This window comes from Rhodococcus sp. FH8, assembly GCF_019266085.1.
Taxonomy (GTDB): domain Bacteria; phylum Actinomycetota; class Actinomycetes; order Mycobacteriales; family Mycobacteriaceae; genus Rhodococcus_F; species Rhodococcus_F qingshengii.
Map to the genome: position 1 here is coordinate 269,367 of NZ_LPNQ01000077.1, position 17,429 is coordinate 286,795.

Here is a 17,429-nt window from a genome sequence, read left to right on the forward strand (position 1 = left end):
ACGATGAAGAAGACAACGCGCATCGGAATCGGCGGACCCGTGGGTTCGGGTAAGACCGCGCTCATCGAGGCGATCACACCGGAGTTCATCAAGCGGGGCACCAGCGTTCTGATCATCACCAACGACGTGGTCACCACCGAAGATGCCAAGCATGTGCGCAAGGCTCTCAAAGGTGTTCTCGTGGAGGAACGTATCGTCGGCGTAGAGACGGGAGCCTGCCCCCACACCGCCGTCCGCGAAGACCCGAGTATGAATCTCGCGGCGGTCGAGGACATGGAGAAGACGTTCCCCGACACCGACGTGGTGTTCATCGAAAGTGGTGGCGACAACCTCACACTGACGTTCAGTCCGGCTCTCGTCGACTTCTTCATCTACGTCATCGACGTAGCCGCAGGCGACAAGATTCCGCGCAAGAACGGTCCGGGAATCTCGCAGTCCGACATCCTGGTCATCAACAAGACCGATCTCGCACCGTACGTCAACGCCGATCTCGGAGTCATGGATCGCGACTCCAAGGGGATGCGCGGCGACAAGCCGTTCGTCTTCACCAATTGCATGACCGGGGAAGGCATCAAGGAAGTGGTGGACCTCATCGTGCACGGAGTACTCTTCGACGAAGAGGAAGTGGGAGCGAGCGCACCGTGAGCGCAACGTCCGTCCCGGGAGCATCGCGGTCGCTCCCGGGGCCGATCCCGACCATCCCGGAACTCGACCAGTACCAGGACCAGCCGAAGCAGGCCCCGGCCGGCAAGGTCGGGAAGACCGGCGTTCTCGAGATGCGATTTGTCGACCGGGGCGACAAGACGATTCTGCGGGACATGTACCGCAAGACACCGCTGCTCGTTCAGCAGGCGCTGTACTGGGACGAAGCGTTGCCGACCATGCCGTGCGTCTACATGATCTCGACGTCCGGCAGTGTGTTGCAAGGCGATCGACTGTTCCTGACCATCGAGATGGAACCGGGTTCCCTCGCGCACGTGACCACTCAGTCGGCCACCAAGGTTCACCGGATGGATGCCAATCACGCGTCGCAACTCCAGAAAGTGGTGCTCGCGGAGAATTCGTATCTCGAACTGATGCCCGGGGTGACGATCCCACACCGCAACGCGAGGTACTACGCGCGCACCGACATCACGGTGGATCCGACTGCAACGCTGTTGTTCTCGGAGATCGTGATGTCGGGTCGCAAGTACCACGACGGCGGAGAGATGTTCGTCTACGACCTGTACTCCACAATGATCAAGGCGGAGCGTCCGGACGGGAAGAACCTCTTCACCGAGAAATTGGTGATCGAACCGGCACGCTTCCCCGTGCGATACGGCGGAATCATGGGCGACCACGACGTGTTCGGCAATGTCATCCTGCTGACACCGAAGGAGCACGCCGACGCGATTCTCGAAGAGGTAGTTCCGGGCCGTGACGGCAAGGTCGTTTCCGGAGCGAGTCGGCTACCGAACGACGCCGGTCTCATCTTCAAAGTCCTCGGTCCGGAGAGCGAACCCGTCAAGGCGAAGGTTCGTGATTTCTGGGCTCTGGTGCGAAAGGCAGTTCTGGACACCACCATTCCGCCCGTCCCGCTGTGGGGATGACGCGGATCGTCGGAGAAGGATCGAGGGACGTGCGATGACCACCATCACCAAACCCTGGGACGACGTCGCGGACAAGAACGTCGTGCTCAGATTCATCGACACCAATCTCAAAGGCTCCGGGCAGGTGATGTTCCAGGGCAATGCGCTGACGGGCCTGCTGTTTCTGGTCGGTATCTTCTGGGGAGCGATAGCCGCGGACACGATCACCGTCGCAATTGGTGCCGTGGTGGGTCTGGTGGTATCCACCGTCACCGGCATGATGCTGCACTCCGACGACGATTCGATGCGTATCGGCCTGTACGGATACAACGGAATTCTTGTGGGAGCTGCCTTTCCGACGTTCCTTGCCGGCGGTGTGATGCTGTGGATCTACCTCGTGGTGGGAGCTGCCGCGTCGACGATCGCGTTCCTGGCCGTTGCCAATGTCTTCAAGACGTGGGGCGTACCGGCGCTGACCTTTCCGTTCAACCTCGTCAACTGGTTCTTCCTTCTTGCGGCGTTCCAGTTCCTGCGGATCGAAACGTCAGACCTCAGCGCGGGCCAGTTTCCCCAGCACATCGGGGACGCGTCAGTTCATGCCGAAATCACTTTCAGCTTCCTGTGGGACACGCTGTTCCGCAACGTCTCCCAGATCTTTCTGATCAACAACACCGTCACCGGCATTATCTTCGTGATCGCGCTGCTGGTCGCGTCGCGTTGGGCGGCGTTGTTCGCGCTCATCGGTTCCGCGATAGCGATGGGTTCGGTACTGGCGCTGGGCGCAAACACCGTCGACATCGGCAATGGTCTCTACGGGCTCAGTTCGGTGCTGACGGCAATTGCTCTCGGATCGGTGTTCTACAACCCGTCGTGGCGTGTGTTCGTCTACACCGTCTTCGGAGTACTGGTGACTGTTGTCATCCACGGCACGCTGGTGTCTGCCTTTGCTCCGATCAGCCTGCCGGCCGGAACGGGCCCGTTCGTCTTCGCGACGTGGCTGTTCCTGCTGCCGAAGAAGAAGTTCGTTCCCATCCAGCACGACACCATCGAGGGTGGAGCGGCCGAGGGCAAGGATTCGATCGCGAAGGCGAACGGATAGGGCTCGAACGGGCAGAAGTTCCTAGATCGTTCCGCTATGGCACCCTCGCGAACCGGTATCACTCGAGTATTGTCTGGCCTTCGGTAGTCGGGCATGGTCGAAGCATGACCGTGCAGGTAGTTGTGATGGGTGTGGCCGGTGCTGGAAAAAGCACCGTGGCAGTGGGTCTCGCCACGTCTCTCGGGGCAGACTTCGTCGACGGTGACGATCTGCACCCCGAGTCCAATGTCGCCAAAATGCGTTCGGGGACACCGTTGACCGACGAAGACCGTGTGCCGTGGCTCGACGCGATCGCGGCCTGGCTTTCCGAGCGTGCCGATGCGGGACGAACAGGCGTCGTTGCCTGTTCGGCTCTGCGAAAGGACTATCGGGGCCGGTTGCGCCCGGACGGTCTCGACGTGCAGTTCGTCCACCTCTCCGGTGATTTCGAGACTATCTCCGCACGTATGCGTTTCCGCGCCGGGCACTTCATGCCGGAGAGTCTGCTCATCTCCCAGTTCGAGGCTCTCGAACCGCTTACAGACGACGAGCGCGGCATCACGCTGAATGTCGTCTCCGAACCGAGCACACTGGTGGGCGAGGCAGTCGACTACATCCATACATCTCAGAGGAGCGTCACAGCGTGAGTAGCACCGCAAGCCCCGGCCCGTTCGACATTTCCGGGAAGGTCGCGCTGGTGACGGGTTCGAGCCGAGGCATCGGCTCGGCCCTCGCGACTGGTCTCGCCGAGGCGGGTGCGGTGGTGGTGCTCAACAGCCGAAATTCCGACGTGCTCGAAGCCGAGCGTCGACGCATCGCCGACGCGACCGGCGCAACGGTGCACGCATACGCGTTCGACGTCACCGATTCGGCCGCCGTCCGGGATGCGGCGACACGCATCGAGGCGGAGGTCGGCCCGGTCGAGATCGTTGTCAACAACACCGGCGTGCAGCACCGCGCCCCGCTTCTCGAGTTCGGCGACGACGACTTCCGGCGTGTCATGGACACCAACCTGACCAGTGCGTTCTACGTCGGACGTGAATTCGCCCGCGGCATGGTCGAGCGCGGACACGGGAAGATCGTCAACATCTGCTCGGTGCAGAGCGAACTCGGCCGAGCGGGAATCGCACCGTACGCGGCCAGCAAGGGCGGGCTCAAGATGCTCACCCGCGGGATGTGCGCCGACTGGGCACCCTTCGGTTTGCAGATCAACGCGATCGCACCGGGATACTTCGACACCGAACTGACCTCTGCGCTGGTCAACGATCCGGAGTTCACCGCGTGGCTCGCCAAGCGGACACCCGCCGGACGTTGGGGCCGTACGGAGGAGCTGATCGGGTCGCTACTGTTCTTGGCCTCCCCGGCTTCGGATTTCGTCAACGGTCAGATCCTCTACGTCGACGGCGGAATGACGGCCGTCGTCTGATTGTCCGCTGTTAGATCGTCCGCTACTCGAACAGAAAGCACCCACATGACAGACGCCAGCGCCCCTCGCATCCACCTCGGTCCCGTCGAGGATCCTCACGTCGCCGACGGAATACGCCGAGCCGGTGGAGTTCTCGTTCCACTGGCAGACGCCGAGGGCGTCGTGTGGGTACACGGGCCGGAGACGTTCCCGTCGTCGCTACCCGATTCGGTTCGCTGGGTGCAGTTGCCGTTCGCCGGCATCGAGCCCTGGTTCGACGCCAAGGTGATCGACGACAAGCGGGTCTGGACGTCTGCTGCCGGAGCGTACGCGGGCAATGTTGCCGAACATACGATGATGCTTCTCCTCGCCGGAGTTCGTTCTCTCCCCGAACAATTGGCGGCGCAGTCGTGGCGCAAGGAAGAGTTCGACCCGCGGGTGGGCACTTTGCAGGGCTCGACAGTGGCGATCATCGGTTGCGGCGGAATCGGCCGTGCGTTGATCCCGTACCTCGCCGCGTCCAAAGTCAAGGTCATCGCGATCACCCGCTCCGGGACCCCTGTCGAGGGTGCTTCCGAAACGCTCTCGGCCGACCGCACCGGCGAAATCTGGTCCAAGGCAGATCACTTCGTGATCGCAGCACCGTCGACATCCGCGACGCGGCATCTGGTCGGCAAGGCCGAACTGGACCAGATGTCGGAGTCGAGCTGGATCGTGAACATCGCGCGTGGCACCCTCGTCGACACGGACGCATTGGTCGACGCACTGGAAGCCGGTTCGATCGGCGGGGCGGCACTGGACGTCACCGATCCCGAGCCGTTGCCGGACGGGCATCGGCTGTGGAAGCTGCCCAACGCGATCATCACTCCACACGTCGCCAACCCGGCTACGACGCTCACCCGCGTCCTGGCAGATCACGTTGCAGCCAACGTCGCCCGATTCGCCGCAGGTGAGGACCTCGCCGCCGTGATCGATCCGTCGGCGGGCTACTGACCGCTCGCGTTGGTTCCCTTCACGTAATCGGCAACGACGGTGCGCAGAACATCGCGCACCGCCTCGGCCGGTTTGGAGAGGGGCTGATTGGCCGGGGTGCCAAGGGAGACATGCACTTCGATGCCCGGCTCGATGCGTCGTAGCTCGAGCGCTTCGACGTCCATGACCCTGCGGGCCACCGACCACGGCAGAACCGTCGCGCCCAATCCGGTGCGTACGGCCTCGGACAGCGTCATCACCGATTCCACTTCGGCCACGACGTTCGGTTGCTGCTCTGCACGGTCGAAAGCCTGCTGCACCACCTTGCGGATGGTGTGCATCCGACCCGGAAGCAATAGTGGCAGTTCGGCGATCTCGGGCAGGGAGATGTCGGATCCCGATTCGCCTGCCAGTCCGGTACCGAACGGGGCAACCACCACCAGCTCCTCGGTGAGCAAGCGTTCGAACGTCACACCCTTGATCGGGCCGGCGTCGTACAACAACGCCAGATCCATGCGACCGGTCATCATCGCTTCGCTGAGCACGCCACCGAAGTTCTCGTTGATGTGCAACAAGATATTCGGGTGCTGCTCGCGCACACGGGCCAAGAGCGGCAAGGCGATTGCCGTGGCGGTGCTGTACGGGGCGAGGCCGACCGAGACGCCACCCGCCAGCGCCCGTCCGACCACGGACACCTCGGCCTGGGCACTCTCCACCTGACGCAGAATCACCTGAGCATGCCGATAGAGTGCGTGCCCCGCATCGGTCGGCTCGACACCCTGTTTGCTGCGGATCAGAAGTTGCTGACCGAACTGCGTTTCCAGCGACGTCATCTGTTGGCTCAGGGCGGGTTGTGCGATGTGCAGGATGTCGGCGGCTCGGGTGATGCTGCCGGCATCGACAATTCGTACGAACGAGTAGAGCCTTCTCGTGTCCATGCTGTGCAAACTACCAGCTCAACGGACATATCGAATTCCGATCACCCCAACGCGAAACGGTATTAACAACCCTTTGGCGTTCCTGAGTAGCGTCCCAGAAACACCGAAGTCGACACACAGAACTTCGACAGTCGGACCAACCACGGGCAACGGCGCCCGTACGAACAAGTAAACGAACCGGAAGGACCGAAATGGCAACCAGCATCGATCTTGTCGCCGATCTCGGCGAAGGTTTCGGCACGTGGACCATGGGCGCCGACGATGCTCTGCTCGACACGCTGACTTCGGCCAACATCGCTTGCGGATTCCATGCAGGCGATCCACGAACCATGGATGCGACCGTGCGGGGGTGCGTATCGCGCGGTATCGGCATCGGCGCGCATCCGAGTTTTCCGGACCTCGCCGGATTCGGACGTCGCGCGATGGATCTCAGTGAGAACGAGGTCCGAACCGACGTGCTGTTCCAACTCGGCGCCCTTCACGCCTTTGCGGTCGCGAGCGGAACGTCGTTGTCGCACATCGCTCCCCACGGCAAGCTCGGGAATCTTGTTGCCGTACGCCAGGATTACGCGCGCGCCGTCGTCGATGCGGTCGCGGCCTTCGATCCGTCGTTGATCGTGCTCGCCCAGGACGGGGCGTTGGCCGACGAGGCGACTGCCCGCGGATTGAGCGTCGGCATCGTCGGAATCGCGGATCGCGCATACAACTCCGACGGAACTCTCGTGCCCCGCAGCGAGCCGGGAGCGGTGATTCACGACGTCGACGTTCTGGTCGAGCGGACCGTTCGGATGGTGGTCGAGGAAGTCGTCGAAGCTGTGGACGGCACGTTGATCCCGGTTGTCGCCGATACGGTCCTCGTGCACGGTGACAACCCCGGTGCCGTCGCGAACGCGAAGGCGATTCGCGCCGCGCTCGAGGCCGCCGGTGTCACCATTGCGCCGCTGACCCGGGTCGTGGCGTCACGGCGGGCCCGTGATGTCGGGTGTCCCGCGTGAAGACCTACGTCGCCGACTGCGGTGACGCCGCCGTTCGCGTCAGTGTCAGCGGCGGGACCGCCGAGCAGAACTGGAACACCGTTCGATCGATCGCTGCACGTTTCGATCTCGGTGCCGACGGCATCGTCAGCGTCATCCCGACATACGACGCCCTGCTGGTCGAGTTCGACAACCTCCTCACCGACCACGACGCCGTCCGCGGCCTGGTTCGCGAAGCAACGACTATCCCCCGACCACTGGAAGGTGAACCTAGGACGTTCGAGATCCCCGTCGTCTACGGGGGCGAACACGGCCCGGACCTGGGTGATACAGCGCGGTTTCTCGGCGTCACCGAAGCCGAAGTGGTGCGCCTTCACTCCGCAGCCCCGTTGGTCATGCGTTGCTACGGCTCACCCGGCGGCGCCCCGATGCTCGACGGCCCGGCGTTCGGCCTTCCCATCCCGCGCCGATCGAGCCCGCGACCGCACGTCGCGGCCGGTTCCGTTGCGGTGGCCGGACGTCAGGCAGTCGTTTCGGCCAGGCCTGCGCCCGGCGGTTGGGCAGTGATCGGCCGGACCCCGCTCATCTTGGTCGATCCGGCGTCGGAGCAGATTTCTGCCTACCGCCCGGGCGATCTGTTCGTCTTCCGTGCGATCGACGCCGATCGCTGGGACGACTTCGACGGACGCTCGCTCCTGCCCGTAGGGGGTGATCCCCATGGCTGAGACCGTCACCGTCCTGACTCCCGGAATCAGCTCCGTCCAGGATTTGGGGCGTGGATCGGCGTCACAGTTCGGTCAGGCGACGGGCGGCGCAGCCGACCAGATCAGCGCGGAGATCGCCAACGCGTTGGTGGGTAGTAGGCGCGAGGCCCCGCTACTGGAGTTGACGGCCCTCGACTTTTCAGCGTCGGCGTCCACGGATCTGCTGATCGCCGTCACGGGTGCACCCGCAACGGTGACGGTGGACGGACATCGGCAACCGCAGTGGGAACCGATCGTCTGGCGAGCCGGTCAGCGGCTTGCCGTCACCGGAATCCACGACGGATTGCGCGTCTACGTCGCCGTCCACGGAGAGCTGACGGCCGACTACCTCCTGGGCAGCTGCGCTCCCGACCAGGTCCTCGGATTCGGCCGTCACTTGACCGCGGGGGAGACGCTGGTCGTCGACACCGACTGCCCGCCGATCGACCACCCGGTCTTCCGGCTACCGCTGTTCCGGTTGTTGCCCGACCGACCGTCCTTCGGCAACGTGTGGACGCTCGACGTGACCGACGGCCCCGACATCGACGACTTCGGGGAGAGTGCAGCCGCGCTGTTCGGCACCGAATTCGTGGTGGGCGATCAGAGCAATCACATCGGGCTTCGGTTGGCATCTACCGATGAGCAGCCGCTCCCACAGCGCACCGGCACCGGCGAGGTCCTCTCGCGCGGCGTCCCCATCGGCGCCGTCGAAGTACCCGCTGGCAACGAACTTCTGGTCCTGCATCGAGGTAGAGGCGTCACCGCCGGTTATCCGGTGCTGGCAGTCGTCACCACCGTTTCACTCTCACAGCTGGGACAGGCCCGACCCGGGCACCGCGTCCGATTCCGGAACTGCAGCGTCGCAACGGCGGTTGCAGAGCACCGCGAACAGCAGCACCGCATCGCCTTGCTGAGGCGGCGTGTGGAGAACGTATTCACCACCCTCCGGATACCTCTTCACACCTCGGAAGCCCGAGTACCGAGCCACGTCGGCACCACACGCCCCGCGAGCGCTCCGCGCCGCGCGTCTATTTTGGAGACAGCATGACCAACACCATCGAAGCGGTAGACGGCCAGGTAGCCGACCCGCGCAAGGTCCGGAAAGTCGTCGCAGCGGGCTGCGTCGGCATCTTCGTCGAGCTCTACGACAACGGTGTCTTCGCGTTCATGGCGACGGCACTGGCCATCGTGTTCTTCGACGTATCGAAGTCGAGCGACGCGCTGATGCTGGTGTTCGCCGGCTACGCGGTCTCGTTCTTCGTTCGACCCCTCGGCGCGGTGGTCTGCGGCATCCTCGGCGACCGGATCGGTCGACAGAAGATGTTGGTGTTCGTCATCATGCTGATCAGCGTGGCGACCGCCGGTATCGGCTTGCTGCCCACCTACGCGGCCATCGGTATCGCGGCACCGGCACTGCTGATCTTTCTGCGGATCGTGCAGGGATTCTCCGTCGGTGGTGAAGCTGCCGGCGCCATGACGTTCCTCGCCGAACACGCCCCGGAAGGCAAGCGCGGCTTGATCACGAGCTACGCGCAGATCGCGTCGTTCCTCGCACTGCTGACCGGAACGATGATCGCGTTTGCCATGTCGCCGTGGCTCAACGCCGACGCGATCAACGGCGGCGGACTCGCATCGTGGGCGTGGCGCATCCCGTTCCTCATGGCCATTCCGATGGGAATCATCGGCTGGTACATCCGCCGCGCGATCTCCGATACCCCGAACTTCGAGCGGCTCAAGGAATCCGGCGGTTTGTCGCGCAATCCGCTCAAGGAAGCATTCTCCACTCCCGAACACCGTCGCGCCATGATCCTCGCCCTGTTCATCCCCTTGATGAATGGTTCCGGCTACTACGTTCTGTTCTCGTACATGCCCACGTTCCTCAAAGGCGATCAGATCGGATTCTCGACCGGGACAGCGCTTCTCGTCACCGCATCCAGCCTGGTCGCGATCTGCTTCGCGATTCCGTTCATGGGTGCTCTCTCCGACCGGATCGGTCGCAAGAAGGTCATCGCCGGTGCAGCTGCGGCAATGGCGATCGGAGCGATCCCCTGCTATGCCATGATCGTGACCGGCAACGTCGGCCTCGCCGTTCTCGGTGCCTGCCTCATGGCAGTGATCTTCGCCGGGCACACAGCCGTCATCCACATCCTGATCGTCGAACTGTTCCCCACGCGGGTTCGCTACTCCGCCTACGGTTTGGGTTACAACATCTCGTCCGCACTCTTCGGTGGTACCGCACCGTTGTTGATGACCTGGTTGATCCCCGAATTCGGTATCTACGTTCCCGCCTTCTACGCGGTCATCACCGCAGTCGGCACGCTGATCGCGGTCAGCACCATCACCGATCGCGCCCACGTTCCGCTACGCGACACTCTGTGACTTCTCGCGTGAGTCACTCCTGATCCGGCCCGGTGGCCGCCTGCAGTCCGCGGCGGCCGCCGGGTCATACCAATTTCTTCCTGTAGGAGCACACAATGCCTTTCTCCGATTACCGCACAGCTCTCGTCACCGGCGCCAACACCGGAATGGGTGCCGCCGTCACCGAGATGTTCACCAAGCGCGGACTGACGGTCTACGGCGTCGCCCGCAATGCCGACAAGCTCGGTGAGGTTGCCGATCGCACCGGAATGATCCCTCTGCCCGTGGACATCACCGACACCGCCGCGCTCGCCGAAGCTGTCGGCGGACTGGAGATCGACATCCTCGTCAACAACGCGGGGGTGTCCGCAACCGGAAACATTCTCGACGCCGAAGAAGCATCGGTCGACGCGATGGTGGACGTGAATCTTCGTGCGGTGCTGCACCTGTGCCGCATTCTGCTGCCGGGAATGGTGGAGCGCGATCTAGGTCATGTCGTCAACATCAGCTCCATCGCCGGCCTGTACAACTTCTACGGCCACACTGCCTACCACGCGACCAAGGCTGCGGTGCACCAGATTTCGCGCCAGCTGCGAAACGACTGCATCGGCAAGCGGATTCGAGTGACCGAGATCTGCCCTGGCCGGGTCGAGACCGAGATCTTCGGTCGCAACCTCGGCGGCACGCCCGAAGCCATGAAGGAAGCGTGGGAGACCTTCTACGAAGGCTACGAATCCATCACTACCAAGGACATCGCGGATACCATCGAGTTCGCGATCGACGCCCCTGGCCACGTCAATCTTGGTCTCATCGAGGTGCTCCCCACCTTCCAGGTGCCCGGTGGCCTCGACTTCATCCGTCGCAACGACTGAGAGAGCGCATCATGAGTTTTGTACTACCGGAAACGACGCTCGGAGTGGTGGCCCATGCGGCAGGTGACCTGCGGGTCGAGCATGTTGCGTTGACTGCGCCGACCGCCGAGCAGGCAGTGATCGAGATCGCTTACGGCGGTGTGTGTGGATCAGATCTGCACTACTGGACGCACGGCGCGGCGGGGGAGTCGATTCTGAAGGCACCGATGCTGCTCGGTCACGAGGTGGTCGGCACGGTCGTGACGGCCGCGGCGGACGGAACGGGGCCGGCAGTTGGAACTTCCGTGGCCGTACACCCCGCAACGCCCGGTGGGACCGCGCCTCGGTTCCCGAGCGATCGGCCCAACCTCTCGCCCTGCTGCACATACCTGGGAAGTGCAGCGCAGTACCCACACACCGAGGGCGCCTTCGTGAAATACGCAGTGCTCCCGACACGCATGCTCCGGGAACTGCCCGAGGGGTTGGACCTGCGGACTGCGTCGGTAGCCGAACCGGCAAGCGTTGCCTGGCACGCTGTTTCGCGAGCGGGAGACGTACGCGGGAAGAAGGCGCTGGTCGTCGGCTGCGGACCCATCGGCGCACTGGTCGTGGCTGTGCTCAGACGAGCAGGCGCGCAGTCGATCACCGCGGTCGACGTGCACGACGTTCCGCTGCAGATCGCGTCGACGCTCGGTGCGGATCGGGTTCTCGAGGCCACCGACGCCGAGGCAGTCGCCGCATCCGATGCCGACGTGGTCGTCGAGTGCACCGGCAATCATCGCGGGCTCGAATCCGCTATTCGCGGGGCGACGCGCGGTGGACGGGTGGTCATGCTCGGGCTTCTTCCGTCCGGACCTCAACCGGTACACATTTCGCTGGCGATCACGCGAGAGTTGGAGTTGGTGGGCTCATTCCGCTTCAACGACGAAATCGACGAGGTGCTGCTCGCCCTCGCCGACGGTTCGCTTGCTGTCGATGCTGTTCTCACACACGAATATCCGGTCGAGGAAGCTCTGGAAGCCTTCGCAGTCGCCAAGGATGCTTCGGTGTCGGGGAAGGTGCTGTTGCGGTTCTGAGTCCTTCGACCCTGTGCGCCTTTATTAACCGCGGGCGGTTAATAAAGGCGCACAGCAGGTTATTCGACCACCAGGCCCTTGGCTTCCAGCAGAGCAGTCAGATTGCTCACCTCGAGTGGGGTCTCTCCCCGCTTGTAACGCTCGATGTACCCGGCTTCGGCTTCGTCACGGGCACGCGAGAGTTCGATTGCCTCGGCAACCTCCTCGCGGCGGACCACGACAACGCCGTCGCAGTCACCCTTGACGACGTCACCGGGATAAATGACCTGTTCTCCGAAGACCAGGGGATGGTTGATCGGGCCGAGAGATTCCTTGACGGTTCCCTCGATGTACACGTGCTTGGAGAAGACGGGGAATCCGAGTTCGCGGATCTCCCGGGTATCGCGCACTCCGCCGTCGGTGACCAGTGCGGTAATGCCGCGCGCAACACAGGCATTGGCGAGGACATCGCCGAACTGGCCGGCGGCTTGATCACCTGAAGAGACGATCAGGACGTCACCCGGCTGTGCGTAGCTGATCGCAACCTGCAGCATGAGGTTGTCACGGGGATGGCACTTGACTGTGAAGGCGGAGCCGCAGAACTTCATGTCGCGGTCGATCGGTTTGATCGCCGGATGCAGCGACCCCTTACGTCCCTGTGCCTCGTGAATCGTGGCCGCGGAGAACGTCCCCAGTTCGGCAATCAGGTCCTTGTCCGCGCGATCAATTTTCGTCTTGACGTGAATCATCTTGTACTCCAGAAAGTATGAAAGATCAGGAAAGGCGTTCGACTGCCGCGGCGATCTGTGCCGCGGCCTTTTCGAGGACGGCCTCGGAGGTGGCGAAGGAGATACGGAAGTACGGCGATGCGCCGTAAGCCGAACCCTGAATGGTGGCAACCGACGCCTCGTCGAGGAGATAGAGGACGAGATCCTGGTCGGACTCGATCACGGTGCCATCCGGGGTCTGCTTGCCGATCAAGCCGGCACAGTTGACGAACAGGTAGAACGCACCCTGCGGCACGACGGGCTCGAGCCCGGGGACAACACTGAGGAGGTGAGCCGAGAGGTCGCGTCGTCGTCGGTAACTTCGTACGGATTCGGTGAGGAAACTCTGGTCGCCGGTAAGGGCTTCCACGGCTGCGGCCTGGCTGATCGAGGACGGGCAGGAAGAACTCTGACCCTGCAGTTTGTTGACGGCGCCGATCAATCCGGAATTTCCGAGTCCGTATCCGAGTCGCCACCCGGTCATGGCATGAGACTTGGAGACTCCGTTGGTGACCAGTACCTGATCACGGAGGTGCGGAGCGACCTGCAGCAGACTCGGGATCGGAGCGTCGCCGAAGTTGATCTCGTCGTATATCTCGTCGACCAACACACTGACATGGGGATTGGCCTCTATCACTTCGGCGAGGGCCTGCAGCTGCTCGCGGGTGTACACAGATCCGGTGGGGTTGCCCGGGGCATTGAGGATGACCCACTTGGTTTTCGAAGTGATTGCAGCGGATAGTGCTTCGGCTGTGAGAAGAAAGTTGTCGGACTCCTCGCACTGAACGATCACCGGAGTTCCGTCGTGAGCGAGGACCATATCCGGGTACGAAACCCAGTAAGGGGCGGGAACGATAACCTCGACGCCGGCTTCGACCGTCGCCATGAGAGCGAGGAAGATGACCTGTTTCGCGCCGCCGCCGACGGTGATCTGGTTGTCCGCGTACTGGATTCCGGTTCGCGAAGCCGCGCGTGCTGCGATTGCCTCGCGTAGAGCCGGGATGCCGTTGACTGCGGTGTACTTGGTCTGACCCGTGTTGATCGCAGTGATCGCCGCAGACTTGATGTTGTCGGGTGTGTCGAAATCGGGCTCCCCGACGGTCAGGTCGAGTATTTCACGGCCCTGGGCCTTCAGCTCGCGCACTCGTTGTGCGGCAGCCACACTCGGCGACTCCCTGATTCTGTCGACGCGCGCAGCCGGAACGAAAGTCGCCATGATGGTCTGCTCCTGGGTCCGGGGTGAGCGTGGATTCCCGTCGTCGACGAGCCACAGTTCTCACTCGGTGATCCGTTCGACCATAGGGTCCTACCAGGGCATCTGACCAAGACCGAACCGTTGTGGCCCGATAAGCAAACGTGATGGAGCGGCGACGGAATCAGACCGACAGAACGCGCAGATCCTCGAGACCGTCCACGACGGGAACTCGCCACGACGCAAGCTCTTCCGGTCCCTGCTCGTCCCACAATTCGAACAGTTCCGAATCGGTCGATGCGATGGTGCGCTCCACCATTTCGATCAGCCAGGTGAGCCGCTCGCTGGTCAGGGCCGCGGTGAAGGAATCGAGATCGAGGTCTTGGGTGGCGGGGTCGCGCTTGCGATCGGCGCGCACGATCAGCACCAATTCGAGCAAGGCGATGGCGATTTGGCCGCCGTCCACCTCGAGGTAGTCGTCCTCGAATGCCCACTCCACCGATTCGAAGGTGAAGTCACCGTGCCCGATGGACGCGATCAAATCCCCTGCACCGTCGTTCTCGAACGGTCCCGATCCCCACGCGCCCACTGTCTACTCTTTTCCTATTGCCGTCTCAGCGCGCTTCGAGCGCGATCTTCGCTCCGAATCCTAGAAGAACTGTTCCGGTTATGCGCTCGAGTGCCTGTCGCACTCGGGGCTTCTCGAAGGTGCTACGCGCTCGCGAGAGAAGGACCACGTAGCCACTGAGCCACACGATGGTGATGGCTGCGTGGATGAGCACCAGCAATGCAAGCGACGGTCCCGTCGGCCACCCGGCCGGAACCAACTGCGGCAACAGTCCGGTGTAGAAGACGGCGATCTTGGGGTTGAGCAGGTTGGTGGTGAAGCCCGTCTTCCATGTCCCGGCCTTCTGCGATCGTGGAGCGTCGGCATTGTGTTGCATCCGCGACGTCCGGCTCTCCCACAGTGCTCGCACACCGAGATAGATCAGGTAAGCCGCGCCGGCGAGCTTGACCACCGTGTACGCCTCGGCCGACGCGGCGAGGATCGCCGAAAGCCCGAGGACGGTCAACAGACCCCACACCAGAAGGCCCGAGACGATGCCGGCCGCTACCCGGAAACCGGCAGATCTGCCCGCGCCGAGAGCAGCCTGCGTCACGACGGCCATGTCGGGCCCGGGGACCAGAGTCAGTAGGGCGAGCACAGCTGTGGCGGCGAGCAGAGCGGTCAGCATGCAACAAGTATGAAGTCGGGGTGGGGAGCATTGTCGGCCGGTGGTGTCGTGCCTGTGAACAAAGAGTGGCGCGGCGGTGTGAACTGCATGGACACGCCCGGAAACCGGCGTCTCGCGAGCCCTGTGCGACAAAGTTATGCACATTGTGGGGAAACGAATCGTTGCAGGTAGGAGGAATAACTCTGTTGTAATTCATCCTTTTGTCCACAGGTTATGCACAACTGGGAAGCGGATGTGAATGAAGTTATCCACACCTGTGTGTGCATCGGTGGAGAACTGTCCAACTCCATTGGATACCCGCGAGTAATAAATCCCAACCAGTGGGTTGACCCCGGGACGTTCGTCCTGTCCAATCGAGGGTCAGCGGTAGTCGTGCGATGCTCAGGGGGCGCTTGACGGATGCGGAGATTTGGGTTTGTCGGGATTGTGTTGGTCGTGCTCGCGCTTGTCGTGGGCGGAGTGGCGTATGCCGAACCGGCACCTGAAAACCCACCAGGAGATTCGGCCGGTCAGACCGGGGCTCACATCAATCGCATAGAGCAGTTGTCGCCCACACGCAGTGCCGTGTTCGTCGAGTCGCCGGCCATGCGGCGCGAGGTGCAAGTGCAGGTTCTGCATCCAGCGTCGAGTGCCGGTTCGCGTCCGTCCTTCTACCTACTCGACGGCGTCAGTGCCGGTTCGGAATCCGGATACTCCGAAAGTACCTGGACTCAAAAGACCGACATCGAAGCGTTTTTCGCCGACAAGAACGTCAACGTCGTTCTCCCTGTTGGCGGTACCGGCAGTTTCTACACCAACTGGAAGAACGACGATCCGAACCTCGGTGTGAACAAGTGGGAATCGTTTCTCGCTGAAGAGCTTCCGGCGTTGATCGATTCTGCGTTTTCCGGAAATGGGACGAACGTGGTCGGCGGGGTGTCCATGGGTGCGCTCGGCGCGGCCAACCTCATCACACATCACCCGAAGCTCTACACCGGATTGGCCTCGTACAGTGGCTGTCTCGACAACTCCGAATCGTCCTCGCAGGATTCCGTGCGGCTCACCGTGGCCAGCAAGGCGGGCGACGCCACCAATATGTGGGGTCCGGCGTCGGACCCCGACTGGCAAAAGCACGACCCGTCCACCAACGCGGAAACGCTGCGAGGGAAGACGATCTACGTGTCCTCCGGTACAGGTGCGCCCGGAGAATACGACAACGTCTTCACCCCGAGTGGACTGCAGACTGCCATCGAAGGCGGACCGCTCGAGGCGCTCGCTAATACGTGCACACAACTGTTCGAAGCGAGGTTGGGCGAGTTGTCGATTCCCGCAGTATTCGCGTATCGGAACGACGGCACCCATTCGTGGCCGTACTGGCAAGACGCGCTTCACGATTCCTGGCCGACGGTGAAGACGGCGCTGGGAATGTGAGCTGAGAACTACTCGGCCAGTGCCAGTTCGAGCAATTGGAGGGCGCCGTCACGGGTCTGCGCAGCCGCGATGAACCCGGCCTTGTGGCAGAAGACCGAACTGTCGACGCCCGTCTGGGCGGCAAGATCCGAGCCGTTCAGGCCGCGCCACGGCTCCGGCAACAGCTTTCGTGAACCGAACTTGGAGTCAGCAGGCTTGACCGTCTGAATCGACCAGCCGCCGTTGGTGTTCGGGAAGATGGTGAACAGCAGCTCCGGCTGGGCCGACGCGGCGCGGCCGTGGGGAACGAAGCGTTCCAGGACGACGAAGCGCGGATCCGTTGCTTTTTCGTAGGTCTCGGTGAACTCGCGCTCGGCCGCCGCGTCGCCGGCATACTTGGCGCGCAGGCGAATCAAGACCTGGGTTGCGAGAACGACGGCCAGCTCGAACTGGGTGTCGAACTCCTCGTCGGTGGACGAGATCGGATTGAAAAGGTCCAGCACGGACGACAGATCAAAAGGCTTGGTGCCGTAGTCGTTGAGGGTGTAGATCTCTTGGCCGTTGTCGACGGCGTCGATGCCCTCGACCAGTCGGCTGTCGATACGGCGGAACACGGAGGCGTCGCCTTCACAGAACTGCAGGCCGTATTCCTGCCAGAGCAGACCGAAGGCGGAGTACAGGATGCCGTTGCTGCGCTCGCCGGCATCACGCTGGTGATGGTCGAAGCGCCCCTCGGCCGGGTTGTAGCGACCGCCGACGTCGAGCACGATGTCCGCGCTGTCGAGGACGGACTCGTCACGGCTGCGAACGACGGTGGCGTCGGGGTACAGCTGCTTGAGCAGCGATACGCCGAAGACGTCGTCTGCATGGAACTTGCCGTTATGGGTCGCGATGATCACCCGTC

Annotated in this window: 19 protein-coding genes; 13 read left to right on the forward strand and 6 right to left on the reverse strand. The window is 62.8% G+C overall.

What is annotated here, in order from left to right; all coding sequences use genetic code 11:
• Positions 1 to 3: 3 nt before the first annotated feature.
• The 6 genes from ureG to ATN38_RS22960 all read left to right on the forward strand — a co-directional run bounded on the left by ureG (position 4) and on the right by ATN38_RS22960 (position 5,044).
• Positions 4 to 645 (forward strand): urease accessory protein UreG, encoded by a 642-nt coding sequence (gene ureG, locus ATN38_RS22935; protein WP_007731713.1) that lies wholly within the window; start codon positions 4 to 6, stop codon positions 643 to 645.
• Complete coding sequence (locus ATN38_RS22940; RefSeq protein WP_007731712.1) at positions 642 to 1,589, forward strand: urease accessory protein UreD; 948 nt, start codon at positions 642 to 644, stop codon at positions 1,587 to 1,589. Before ureG ends, ATN38_RS22940 begins: the two co-directional genes overlap by 4 nt.
• Positions 1,590 to 1,623: 34 nt before the next feature.
• Positions 1,624 to 2,667 (forward strand): urea transporter, encoded by a 1,044-nt coding sequence (gene yut, locus ATN38_RS22945; RefSeq protein WP_054827084.1) that lies wholly within the window; start codon positions 1,624 to 1,626, stop codon positions 2,665 to 2,667.
• 104 nt (positions 2,668 to 2,771) lie between these two features.
• A complete protein-coding gene (locus tag ATN38_RS22950; protein ID WP_209921595.1) occupies positions 2,772 to 3,293 on the forward strand; it encodes a gluconokinase in 522 nt (173 codons plus the stop codon).
• Positions 3,290 to 4,072 carry an SDR family oxidoreductase gene (locus tag ATN38_RS22955; RefSeq protein WP_007731708.1) on the forward strand — a complete coding sequence of 261 codons (783 nt, stop codon included), beginning with the start codon at positions 3,290 to 3,292 and terminating at the stop codon, positions 4,070 to 4,072. The genes ATN38_RS22950 and ATN38_RS22955 overlap by 4 nt, the downstream gene beginning before the upstream one ends.
• A gap of 45 nt (positions 4,073 to 4,117) precedes the next feature.
• Complete coding sequence (locus ATN38_RS22960; protein ID WP_030535781.1) at positions 4,118 to 5,044, forward strand: D-isomer specific 2-hydroxyacid dehydrogenase family protein; 927 nt, start codon at positions 4,118 to 4,120, stop codon at positions 5,042 to 5,044.
• Here the strand turns inward: ATN38_RS22960 and nac are convergent.
• A complete protein-coding gene (nac, locus tag ATN38_RS22965; protein WP_050655599.1) occupies positions 5,038 to 5,961 on the reverse strand; it encodes a nitrogen assimilation transcriptional regulator NAC in 924 nt (307 codons plus the stop codon). The genes ATN38_RS22960 and nac overlap by 7 nt on opposite strands.
• A gap of 191 nt (positions 5,962 to 6,152) precedes the next feature.
• Between nac and ATN38_RS22970 the strand changes: the two genes are divergently transcribed.
• The 6 genes from ATN38_RS22970 to ATN38_RS22995 all read left to right on the forward strand — a co-directional run bounded on the left by ATN38_RS22970 (position 6,153) and on the right by ATN38_RS22995 (position 11,963).
• Positions 6,153 to 6,956 carry a LamB/YcsF family protein gene (locus ATN38_RS22970; RefSeq protein ID WP_042921153.1) on the forward strand — a complete coding sequence of 268 codons (804 nt, stop codon included), beginning with the start codon at positions 6,153 to 6,155 and terminating at the stop codon, positions 6,954 to 6,956.
• Positions 6,953 to 7,660, forward strand: a complete 708-nt coding sequence (locus ATN38_RS22975) for an allophanate hydrolase subunit 1 (protein ID WP_172403470.1) — start codon at positions 6,953 to 6,955, stop codon at positions 7,658 to 7,660. The genes ATN38_RS22970 and ATN38_RS22975 overlap by 4 nt, the downstream gene beginning before the upstream one ends.
• The gene (locus ATN38_RS22980) at positions 7,653 to 8,726 is read left to right on the forward strand and encodes a biotin-dependent carboxyltransferase family protein (protein WP_007731701.1); all 1,074 of its coding nucleotides are present in this window, start codon (positions 7,653 to 7,655) and stop codon (positions 8,724 to 8,726) included. The genes ATN38_RS22975 and ATN38_RS22980 overlap by 8 nt, the downstream gene beginning before the upstream one ends.
• Complete coding sequence (locus ATN38_RS22985; RefSeq protein WP_042447696.1) at positions 8,723 to 10,057, forward strand: MFS transporter; 1,335 nt, start codon at positions 8,723 to 8,725, stop codon at positions 10,055 to 10,057. The genes ATN38_RS22980 and ATN38_RS22985 overlap by 4 nt, the downstream gene beginning before the upstream one ends.
• 95 nt (positions 10,058 to 10,152) lie before the next feature.
• Positions 10,153 to 10,908, forward strand: a complete 756-nt coding sequence (locus tag ATN38_RS22990; protein ID WP_007731698.1) for an SDR family oxidoreductase — start codon at positions 10,153 to 10,155, stop codon at positions 10,906 to 10,908.
• Positions 10,909 to 10,919: 11 nt separating this feature from the next.
• Complete coding sequence (locus tag ATN38_RS22995; RefSeq protein ID WP_030535776.1) at positions 10,920 to 11,963, forward strand: L-idonate 5-dehydrogenase; 1,044 nt, start codon at positions 10,920 to 10,922, stop codon at positions 11,961 to 11,963.
• A gap of 59 nt (positions 11,964 to 12,022) precedes the next feature.
• Here the strand turns inward: ATN38_RS22995 and ATN38_RS23000 are convergent, their stop codons facing one another.
• From ATN38_RS23000 to ATN38_RS23015, 4 genes are all read right to left on the reverse strand, one after another.
• Positions 12,023 to 12,691, reverse strand: a complete 669-nt coding sequence (locus ATN38_RS23000) for a 4-carboxy-4-hydroxy-2-oxoadipate aldolase/oxaloacetate decarboxylase (protein ID WP_007731695.1) — start codon at positions 12,689 to 12,691, stop codon at positions 12,023 to 12,025.
• 25 nt (positions 12,692 to 12,716) lie between these two features.
• On the reverse strand, positions 12,717 to 13,925 hold the full coding sequence (locus tag ATN38_RS23005) for an aspartate transaminase (protein ID WP_218748732.1): 1,209 nt from the start codon (positions 13,923 to 13,925) through the stop codon (positions 12,717 to 12,719).
• 160 nt (positions 13,926 to 14,085) lie between these two features.
• Positions 14,086 to 14,490, reverse strand: coding sequence for a DUF4259 domain-containing protein (locus ATN38_RS23010; RefSeq protein WP_165638725.1), 405 nt, complete (start codon positions 14,488 to 14,490; stop codon positions 14,086 to 14,088).
• A 25-nt stretch (positions 14,491 to 14,515) separates the two neighbouring features.
• Positions 14,516 to 15,136: a LysE family translocator gene (locus tag ATN38_RS23015; RefSeq protein ID WP_007731691.1), complete on the reverse strand. Its 621-nt coding sequence runs from the start codon at positions 15,134 to 15,136 to the stop codon at positions 14,516 to 14,518.
• 399 nt (positions 15,137 to 15,535) lie between these two features.
• Here ATN38_RS23015 and ATN38_RS23020 point away from each other — a divergent pair, with 399 nt between their 5' ends.
• A complete protein-coding gene (locus tag ATN38_RS23020; protein WP_064687965.1) occupies positions 15,536 to 16,546 on the forward strand; it encodes an alpha/beta hydrolase family protein in 1,011 nt (336 codons plus the stop codon).
• 8 nt (positions 16,547 to 16,554) lie between these two features.
• Here the strand turns inward: ATN38_RS23020 and ATN38_RS23025 are convergent, their stop codons facing one another.
• Positions 16,555 to 17,424 carry an MYG1 family protein gene (locus ATN38_RS23025; protein ID WP_003943978.1) on the reverse strand — a complete coding sequence of 290 codons (870 nt, stop codon included), beginning with the start codon at positions 17,422 to 17,424 and terminating at the stop codon, positions 16,555 to 16,557.
• Positions 17,425 to 17,429 lie beyond the last annotated feature (5 nt).

Excerpts from the sequence above, each read along its gene's own strand:
- ureG (WP_007731713.1), top strand. The coding sequence starts at position 4 with ATGAAGAAGACAACGCGCATCGGAATCGGCGGACCCGTGGGTTCGGGT.
- yut (WP_054827084.1), top strand. The coding sequence starts at position 1,624 with ATGACCACCATCACCAAACCCTGGGACGACGTCGCGGACAAGAACGTC.
- ATN38_RS22950 (WP_209921595.1), top strand. The coding sequence starts at position 2,772 with ATGACCGTGCAGGTAGTTGTGATGGGTGTGGCCGGTGCTGGAAAAAGC.
- ATN38_RS22960 (WP_030535781.1), top strand. The coding sequence starts at position 4,118 with ATGACAGACGCCAGCGCCCCTCGCATCCACCTCGGTCCCGTCGAGGAT.
- nac (WP_050655599.1), bottom strand. The coding sequence starts at position 5,961 with ATGGACACGAGAAGGCTCTACTCGTTCGTACGAATTGTCGATGCCGGC.
- ATN38_RS22970 (WP_042921153.1), top strand. The coding sequence starts at position 6,153 with ATGGCAACCAGCATCGATCTTGTCGCCGATCTCGGCGAAGGTTTCGGC.
- ATN38_RS22980 (WP_007731701.1), top strand. The coding sequence starts at position 7,653 with ATGGCTGAGACCGTCACCGTCCTGACTCCCGGAATCAGCTCCGTCCAG.
- ATN38_RS22985 (WP_042447696.1), top strand. The coding sequence starts at position 8,723 with ATGACCAACACCATCGAAGCGGTAGACGGCCAGGTAGCCGACCCGCGC.
- ATN38_RS22990 (WP_007731698.1), top strand. The coding sequence starts at position 10,153 with ATGCCTTTCTCCGATTACCGCACAGCTCTCGTCACCGGCGCCAACACC.
- ATN38_RS22995 (WP_030535776.1), top strand. The coding sequence starts at position 10,920 with ATGAGTTTTGTACTACCGGAAACGACGCTCGGAGTGGTGGCCCATGCG.
- ATN38_RS23000 (WP_007731695.1), bottom strand. The coding sequence starts at position 12,691 with ATGATTCACGTCAAGACGAAAATTGATCGCGCGGACAAGGACCTGATT.
- ATN38_RS23005 (WP_218748732.1), bottom strand. The coding sequence starts at position 13,925 with ATGGCGACTTTCGTTCCGGCTGCGCGCGTCGACAGAATCAGGGAGTCG.
- ATN38_RS23015 (WP_007731691.1), bottom strand. The coding sequence starts at position 15,136 with ATGCTGACCGCTCTGCTCGCCGCCACAGCTGTGCTCGCCCTACTGACT.
- ATN38_RS23020 (WP_064687965.1), top strand. The coding sequence starts at position 15,536 with ATGCGGAGATTTGGGTTTGTCGGGATTGTGTTGGTCGTGCTCGCGCTT.